Here is an 8,580-nt window from a genome sequence, read left to right as displayed (position 1 = left end):
GCCGCGCCGTTCTGCCGGTCGAACGTGACCACGGCTGCGAACGGGCCCGTCTCGTAGCCGAGCGCGACGTCGTATTTCGAGCTGGTCTTCACGCTGCCCGGCACGTTGCCGAAGCCGTACATCGCGCCGAACTTGAAACCGCCGAACTCGCCGTCGTAACGCACTGCGTTCGACGAGCGCGTGAACATGCCGTCCTTGCGGCCGCCGGTCGCCATCGACGACGTCGCCCACGAGTAGTTCTGCGCATAACCCATCGGGTCGAACGGCAGCAGGTAGTCATAGGTGACGGTGTAGTTGCGGCCGAGCGTCAGCTCGCCCCATTTGCCTTTCAGGCCGACCGTCGCACGGCGCGCGAAGATCGAGTCGGGGCCGTCGTCGAATGCGCCGTTCGCGAGATCGATGCCGCTTTCGAGCCGGAACACGGCCTTCAGGCCGCCGCCGAGATCCTCGACGCCGCGCAAACCCCAGCGCGACGTGTTTCTTGTTGCCCGACTTCAGCTTGACCGAGCTGCCGCCTTCCGGCGCCGCGTGGTTCGTGTACTCGATGCCGGCATCCATGATCCCGTACAGCGTGACCGACGATTGCGCGTGCGCGGCGCCGGCCGCGAGACCGGCGACGGCGGCCGAGCCGGTCAGAACGGCGGCGCGGAGGGAACGTGACTTCATTGACGGTGTCTCCTTGGTTCTTGTGGTTGAGGTGAAACGGATGCGGCGCGCAGCCGACCGGGCGGACGCCGCCGGCCGTCCGCGCGCAAATGCACGCGGAGCGCGTGGTGCGATGGGTGCGGCGTGCACACGTGCGGGCGTGCACACGCCGCCCGGGTCAGCCCGCTTTCGCGAATGCCCAGCAGTCGTTGGCCGGAAACTCGATCCAGTGCTTGCCGGCCGCACGCGGCACGTGGCCGAACGCGCGCAGCCGCATGTCGCCGCAATGGAACAGGTATTCCCAGCGGTCGCCGAGATACATCGACGTGACGAGGTCGGCCTGCAGCCGGTTGGCGCCCGGGCCGTCGGCGACCTGCACGCGCTCGAGGCGGATCACGGCCTGCGCATCCTGGCCCGGCGCGAGCGTGTCGCGCGCGAGCGCGCGCAGCTCCCAGCCGTCGCCGCGAGCGTCACGCATTCGCCGTCGACGGCCGCGACACGCGCGTCGATCCGGTTGTTGCTGCCCATGAACTCGGCCGTATACAGCGAGCGCGGCGCGCCGTACAGCTCGGCCGGCGTGCCTTCCTGCTCGATGCGGCCGTTGCGCAGCAGCAGGATGCGGTCGGACATCGCCATCGCTTCGGTCTGGTCGTGCGTCACGCAGAGCGCGGAGAGCCCGAGCGACACGATCAGCTCGCGCAGCCACGCGCGCGCTTCTTCGCGCAGCTTCGCGTCGAGGTTCGAGAGCGGCTCGTCGAGCAGGATGACGGGCGGGTTGTAGACGAGCGCGCGTGCGATCGCGACGCGCTGCTGCTGGCCGCCCGACAGCTGATGCGGAAAGCGTTCCGCGAGGTGGCCGAGGCCGAGCTGATCGAGCGCGTTCTGCACGCGGCGTTTCTGTTCGGCCGCGGCGACGCGGCGCAGCTTCAGGCCGTAGCCGACGTTGTCGGCGACGGTGCGATGCGGCCACAGCGCATACGACTGAACACGAGCCCGAGCGAGCGCTGCTCGACGGGCAGATCGATGCGCTGCGCGCCGTCGAAGAACACGCGATCGTCGAGCTGGATGCGGCCGTCGGACGGCTGTTCGAGGCCGGCCACCGCGCGCAGCAGCGTCGTCTTGCCGCTGCCCGACGCGCCGAGCAGACACACGACTTCGCCGGCCTTCAGTTCGAACGACACGCCTTTCAGGATCGGATTGGCGCCGTAGCTGAGATGCAGATCGTCGACGATAAGCTTATCCATGAAGTTTCACTCCGAAACGCAGGGCCACGCCGAGACCGACGCCGACCATCGCAATGTTGATGACAGAGAGCGCGGCGACTTGATCGACCGCGCCGGTCGCCCACAGCGACACGAGCAGCGCGCCGATCACTTCGGTGCCGGGCGACAGCAGATAGACGGCGGTCGAGTATTCGCGCTCGAAGATCATGAAGATCAGCAGCCACGCGGCGAGCAGCCCGAAGCGCACGAGCGGCAGCGTCACGTCGAGCGAGACGCGGCTGCGCGTGGCGCCGACGCTGCGTCCGGCTTCCTCGAGCTCGGGCCGACCTGCAGCAGCGCGCTCTGGATCAGCCGCATCCCGTACGCGAGCCACACGACCGTGTACGCGATCCAGATGCTCCACATCGAGTTCTTCAGCTCGCGCAGCCCGGGCACGAACAGGAAAATCCAGAGGAACGCGAGACCGGCGAGCAGGCCCGGCACCGCGCGCGGCAGCAGCACGACGTAGTCGAGCAGCTTCGTCGCCCAGTCGTGGCGGCGATGGCCCGCGAACGCGACCAGCGAGTAGAAGCCGACCGCGAGGGCGCCGCCGATCACGCCGATGCCGAGCGTGTTGACGATCGCGCGCACGAGGTTGTCCTGTTCGAACAGCTCGGTGAAGTTCGCGAGCGTCAGCACTTCGCCGAGCGCGACGCCTTCGCCCCAGTTCGTGACGAACGCGCGCAGCACGATCCCGGAAATCGGCACGATCACGGTCAGCGCGAGCCACAGCGCGACGATCGCGAGCGCGACCCAGCGCCACACGCCGAGCGGGAGCACGGTCGAGCGGCCGGCCTTGCCCTTCACGGTGACGAAGCGGTTGGCCGTCTTCAGCAGGCGGCGCTGCAGCAGCACGAGCGGAAACGTGATCGCGACGATGCACACCGCGACCGCGGCCATCAGGTGATACGACGGCACGCCGAGCTTGTTGGTCAGCTTGTACAGATAGGTGGCGAGTACGAGATGGCCTTCCGGATCGCCGAGCACGAGCGGCAGCCCGAACACCTCGAAGCCGAGGAAGAACACGAGCACGCCGGCGAACAGCAGCGCGGGCATCGTCATCGGCAGGCTCACGTCGAGCGCGACGCGGAACGGCCGCGCGCCCGTCACGCGCGCCGCTTCCTCGACGTCCGAGCCGAGGTTGCGCAGCGCGGCCGACGAGTACAGGTACACGTGCGGCACGTGCGTGAGGCCGACGATTACCGTGATCGCGAAGATCGAATAGACGTTCCACGGCACGCTCTGCGCGCCGAACAGTTCCTTGAACCACACCGAGTAGAAGCCGACCGGGCCGGCCGCGACCACGTAGCCGAACGCGAGCACCATCGGCGACACGAACACGGGCGTGAGCAGCAGCGGTTCGAGCCAGCGGCGGCCGGGTAGGTCGGTGCGCACCATCAGGAATGCGAGGATGCCGCCGAGCGGGATCGAGATGAACAGCATCCCGCGGCGATGATGAACGAGTTCTTCACGGCCGACCAGAAGTCGGGGTCGCGGAAGATGAAACGGAAGCCTTCGATGCCGAGCGTCTTGCTGGCGTCGAAGAACGGCGCGGACAGCAGGCTCTGGAACAGGATGAAGCCGAGCGGCAGCGCGACCGCGACGGTCAGCACCGCGACGACGATCCAGCGCAGCATGCCGGCGAGCGGCTGCAGGCTGCGTGCGGGCAGCGCGGGAATCGCGTCGCCGTTGCCGGCGTGAGGCGGAACGGCGGCGGCCGCTCCGCGTGTGCTGGTTGAAAGCATGAGTTCGCCCCTGCGGCCATCGGAATGGCCGCCGCAAGGAAAATCGGAAAGGGGAAGGGTGCGGCCCGCGCGGCGTCGCGCGGGCGGCCGTCAGCGGATCAGCGCTTGATCGCCTGCTGCCATTGCTTCAGGAAGGCGAGCCGCTTCGACTGGTCGAGATAGACGAGCAGGCCCGTGCCGATCGGGATCGGCTTCAGCGAATCGCCGAGTTCCTTCGTGAGGCTCGCGGCCGACGTTTCGCCGGTCACGTCCGTGCGGATCGCGTACAGGTTCGCCTGGTTCGCGATCAGCGTCTGGCCGCGCTTCGACAGCAGATAGTCGACCCACAGCTTCGCGGCGTTCGGATTCTTCGCCTTCTTCGAGATCGTCGCGAGACGGCTCACGACCTGCGTATAGTCCTTCGGAAACACGTAGCCGATCGACTTGTCCTTCTTCGCCTTCGCGTACGCGTAGGAGCCGATGATGTTGTAGCCGATCAGGTTCTCGCCCGACGAGATCCGCTCCATCATCGCGCCCGTGCTCGACTGCAGCTTCGGGCCGGTCGCGCCGATTGCCTTCACGAGCTCCCACGTGACCTTCTCGTTCAGGTGCGCGTCCTGCGTCAGTGCGTTGAAGCCGACGCCGGACTTCTCTACGTCGTACGTCGTCAGCTTGCCCTTGAACCTGTCGGGCTGCGACGCAAGGAGCTTGATCAGGTCGGTGCGCGTCTTCGGCACTTCGTTTTCGGGGATCAGCCGCTTGTTGTAGACGATCGCAAGCGGCTCGAACGTCGTGCCGTATGCCTGCTTCTGGTATTGCGCCCACGACGGTACGTGCGCACTTTCCGGCGAGTCGTACGACGCCATCAGGCCGTCGTTGACGAGCTTCACCTGCAGGTCCATCGCCGAGCTCCACAGCACGTCGGCGCTCGTGCTGCTCGCCGCGTTCTCGCTGATGTAGCGGTTGTACAGCTCGGTGCTGTTCATGTCGTTGTACTCGACCTTGACGCCGTACAGGCTTTCGAAGTCCTTGATCAGCGGCCGCACGAGGCCCGTGTCGGTCGTCGAGTAGACGATCAGCTTGCCTTCCTGCTTCGCGGCGTCGATCACGCCTTGGTAGTTGCCCGGATACCCGGCCGGGACCTGCGCGGCTGCCGGTGCCGGCGGCCGCGCCCGTGACGATCGCCAGCGCGGCGGCGAGATGCTTCGGTGCAAACGGCATGTCTTCCTCCAGTTACGTTTTCTGTTGTGTCGTTCGAGTGACGCGGATGTTAAGTGCGATGCACTTTCAGCCTGCTTTCATTTCCGTTGACGATTGTGTCGTCCGCGTCATGGATTTCCCGAGGTCGATGCGGCGAGGCCGCAGTTTGTCGCGGCTCGCGGCAGGGATGGCGGGCAGGGCAAGGGGGCGCGTGCCATGCGCACGGCGACGGCACGGCGAGGATCGGCGCGAAAGCCGCCAACGCGCGCGACGCGCGGCCAACGCGTCGCCGCGAGCCGTTACCGACGCCGCGCAATCGATAGCCGCCGCCGCACATGACTTCCGGCATGGCCGAAGCGCCCGCGCATTGGAGCCTCCTGCGCAGCCGGCCGATATGACTGTCGACGGTGCGCTCCAGCGCGTCGGCATCCGCGTCCAGCCCGCGCAGAATCGTGCGGATGCGCGCCACGACGTCGGCCCGGTCGAACGGCTTCGTGATGTAGTCGTCGGCGCCGAAGCGCAGTCCTTGCAAGCGATCGAGGCGATGGCCTGCCGCGGACATGCTTCGATCTGCTTCGCGAGCGCCGTTTCGTGCGTGACTCGCCGGCGATCGGCTGCGCTGCATGCGACCGCGCAACCGGGGTTTGTGCGAGGCGTCGGTGCGGAAAGGATCATGTAATGTAGCGGCCTGACGTTTGCCTGACCGGAATCGCCATGCGTGTGCTGCTCGTCGAAGACAATCCCCTCCTTGCGCAGTCGCTGAACGACGCGCTGAGTGCCGCGCGGTTCGCGGTCGACCACATGGCGGACGGCGAGGCGGCGGACCACGTGCTGCGCACGCAGGACTACGCGCTGGTGATCCTCGATCTCGGGCTGCCGAAGCTCGACGGGCTCGAGGTGCTGCGGCGGCTGCGTGCACGCCGCAATCCGGTGCCGGTGCTGATCCTTACGGCGCACGGATCGGTCGAGGATCGCGTGAAGGGTCTCGACCTCGGCGCCGACGACTATCTCGCGAAGCCGTTCGAGTTGACCGAGCTCGAGGCGCGCGCCCGCGCGCTGATCCGGCGCAGCCTCGGCCACGAGCATTCGCGCGTCGAATGCGGGCCGCTCGCCTACGACAGCGTCGATCGCAGCTTCCGGCTCGCCGACGAGCCGCTGCCGCTCACGCCGCGCGAGCGCTCGGTGCTCGAGGTGCTGATCCTGCGCAACGGCCGCGCGATCAACAAGGAAACGCTGTCGGAAAAGATCTTCGGCCTCGACGAATCCGTCAACGCCGACGCGATCGAGATCTACGTGTACCGGCTGCGCAAGAAGCTAGAGAACAGCGGCGTCGCGATCGTCACGCTGCGCGGGCTCGGCTATCTGCTCGAAGCGAAGGCCGACGCGTGAAGCAGCCGAACCTGCGGGCCCAGGTTGCGCTGTGGTTGCTGCTGCCGCTGCTCGGCCTGCTCGCCTTCGATTCCTGGCTCACATACCAGCGCGCGATGAGCGCCGCACACGTCGCGTTCGATCGCACGCTGTCCTCGTCGCTGAAGTCGATCCGCGAAGGCGTGCGGCTCAACGATGGCGACATCGAGGTCGACCTGCCGTATCTCGCGCTCGAGATGTTCGAATCCGGCGACGGCGGCAAGATCTACTACCTGATCCGCGAGGACAACGGCCGCACGATCACCGGCTATCCCGACCTGCCGCTGCCGCCCGGCGACGACGCGGCCGGCGATCGCACGCTGTTCGTCACGCACTACTACGACGTCGTCTATCGCGGCGAGCAGCTGCGCATGGCCGCGCTGCGCGTGCCGGTGCACGACGTGCCGACCGCACAGACGCGCATCGTCTGGGTGATGGTCGGCGAGACGATCGAGGCGCGCCAGGCGCTGGCGCGGCAGATTCTCGTCGGCTCGCTGCTGCAGGAAGGGCTGCTCGTCGTGCTCGCGCTCGGCATCGTATGGCTCGGCGTCGGGCGCGGGCTGCGGCCGCTGAATCGGCTCTCGGCGACGGTCGCCGCGCGCAGCGAGGACGACCCGACGCCGCTCGATACGGGCGGGATGCCGAGCGAACTCGCGCCGCTCGTCGAGTCGATCAACCAGTACATCGGTCGTACGCAGCGGATGCAGGTCGCGCGGCGGCGCTTCTTCGCGGACGCCGCGCATCAGCTGAAGACGCCGCTCGCGGCCGTGCAGGCCGGCGTCGAACTGGCGCTGCGCCCCGACGAGCAGCCGCGCGTGAACGTGCATCTGCGTCGCGTGAACGGCGCGGTGCGGCAGGCCGCGAAGATCGTCCAGCAACTGCTGTCGTTGTCGCGGCTCGATTCGGACAGCGGCCATGCGGTCGCGCACAAGACGGTCGCGCTGCATCGGCTCGCGCGCAGCGTGACGCTCGACTGGTCGCCGGTCGCGCGCGCACGCGACATCGATCTCGGCTTCGAGCACGATGCGGACGTCACGGTGCTCGGCCAGCCCGATCTGCTCGGCGAGATGATCGGCAACCTGATCGACAACGCGATCCGCTATGCGGGCGACCGCGCGGTGATCACGGTGCGCGTGTCGCGCGAGGGCCAGTGCGCGCGGCTCGACGTGATCGACAACGGGCCCGGTATTCCCGAAGACGAGCGCGATGCCGTGTTCGAGCGCTTCCATCGCGGCAGCACGACGCAGACGGTGGAAGGCACGGGGCTCGGGTTGTCGATCGTGCGCGAGATCGCGCGCGTGCATCGAGGCAGCGTGGCGCTGGCCGGTGCGGCGGGCGGCGGGTTGATCGTCACGGTGAGTTTGCCGGCAGTGGACGACGGGGCGTCGCGCGTGCGCTGAGCGCGACTAGATTAATCGCCGAAGCCGATCTCCGCATCGAGCGGCTGGCCGACCTCGAGCCACGCACCAGCGCCTTCGACGACGATCGCGTTGATGCCGAACGTCAGCGCACCGTCGTAGTTCGGATTCGCGCGATAGGTCTGCAGCGTATCGGTCGGTTCGTGCGGCCATGCCGGATCGGGCGCGCCGGTGCGCTGGTCGATCGTCGGCATCGGGCAGCGCGTGCAGAGCTTCACGAGACGCAGCCGCACGCGCGTCGCGCCGTCGGCATCGAGGTGCTCGACGAAATCCTCTTCATACGCCTCGAGGTCGGACACGACGAGGTTCGGCCGGAAGCGGTTCATCGGAATCGCGGGCGCGCCCTTTGCGGCGAGTCGCGCATTCAGATCGTCGAGCGACGCCTGCCCGATCACGAGCAGCGGATAGCCGTCGGCGAACTGCGTATGCGCGTCGACGTCGCCCGTCCATTTGGCGCTGCACGCGCGCCGCGCGTCGCGCGCGAAGCGCACGAGTTTCGCGGGTTCGCCGAGCCATTCGCTGAACCACGCCGACGTGTCCGTGCCGGTATCGATCGCATCGACGGTGTCGCGCCACACGGTGGCGGCGATCGTCGGCGTGGCCGGCGTCGCGTCGCCGTCGAGCGGTGTGCGCAGTTCGCGCATGCCGGGCGCGTTCAGCACGAGCGTGTCGCCGTCGAACGCGGGCTGCACGAGCGCGAGGCGCGGATGCGTGCGCTGCGTGATCATCCGGCCCTGCGCGTCGGTCACCATCCAGTGGCGGTCGTACGCGAGGCCGGTATCGAGCAGTTGCGCACGCGGCAGCGCGATGCCGGCGCAGGATTTGATCGGATAGACGTGGAGTTCGGCGATGGCTGGCATGACGCTGGCTGAGGTGGACGAAACGGTCGAGTCGCGATTGTGCCAGATCGCACGACGGCCGTCC

The 8,580-nt window shown here is 67.9% G+C and carries 3 protein-coding genes and 5 pseudogenes; 2 read left to right on the top strand and 6 right to left on the bottom strand.

What is annotated here, in order from left to right; all coding sequences use genetic code 11:
- The 5 pseudogenes from BCR55_RS26720 to BCR55_RS33825 all read right to left on the bottom strand — a co-directional run.
- Positions 1-666: pseudogene (locus BCR55_RS26720) on the bottom strand (porin); the annotation flags it as partial.
- 157 nt (positions 667-823) lie between these two features.
- A pseudogene (locus BCR55_RS26715) lies at positions 824-1,889 on the bottom strand (ABC transporter ATP-binding protein).
- A pseudogene (locus BCR55_RS26710) lies at positions 1,882-3,652 on the bottom strand (ABC transporter permease). Before BCR55_RS26710 ends, BCR55_RS26715 begins: the two co-directional pseudogenes overlap by 8 nt.
- 98 nt (positions 3,653-3,750) lie before the next feature.
- A pseudogene (locus BCR55_RS26705) lies at positions 3,751-4,852 on the bottom strand (ABC transporter substrate-binding protein).
- Positions 4,853-5,135: 283 nt separating this feature from the next.
- Positions 5,136-5,393, bottom strand: a pseudogene (locus BCR55_RS33825) (transcriptional regulator); the annotation flags it as partial.
- Between the two features lie 152 nt (positions 5,394-5,545).
- On the opposite strand from BCR55_RS33825, the gene BCR55_RS26695 reads away from it, so the two are divergent.
- On the top strand, positions 5,546-6,220 hold the full coding sequence (locus BCR55_RS26695) for a response regulator (protein WP_006403664.1): 675 nt from the start codon (positions 5,546-5,548) through the stop codon (positions 6,218-6,220).
- Positions 6,217-7,638: a sensor histidine kinase gene (locus BCR55_RS26690; protein WP_065495017.1), complete on the top strand. Its 1,422-nt coding sequence runs from the start codon at positions 6,217-6,219 to the stop codon at positions 7,636-7,638. Before BCR55_RS26695 ends, BCR55_RS26690 begins: the two co-directional genes overlap by 4 nt.
- A gap of 11 nt (positions 7,639-7,649) precedes the next feature.
- Here BCR55_RS26690 and BCR55_RS26685 read toward each other — a convergent pair whose 3' ends face one another.
- Entirely contained in the window at positions 7,650-8,516 is an 867-nt protein-coding gene (locus BCR55_RS26685) for an MOSC domain-containing protein (protein ID WP_065495015.1), read from the bottom strand.
- Positions 8,517-8,580: the final 64 nt, after the last annotated feature.

Source organism: Burkholderia sp. CCA53 (genome assembly GCF_001685525.1).
Lineage (GTDB): Bacteria > Pseudomonadota > Gammaproteobacteria > Burkholderiales > Burkholderiaceae > Burkholderia > Burkholderia multivorans.
This window is presented reverse-complemented; position numbering and strand designations above follow the sequence as displayed.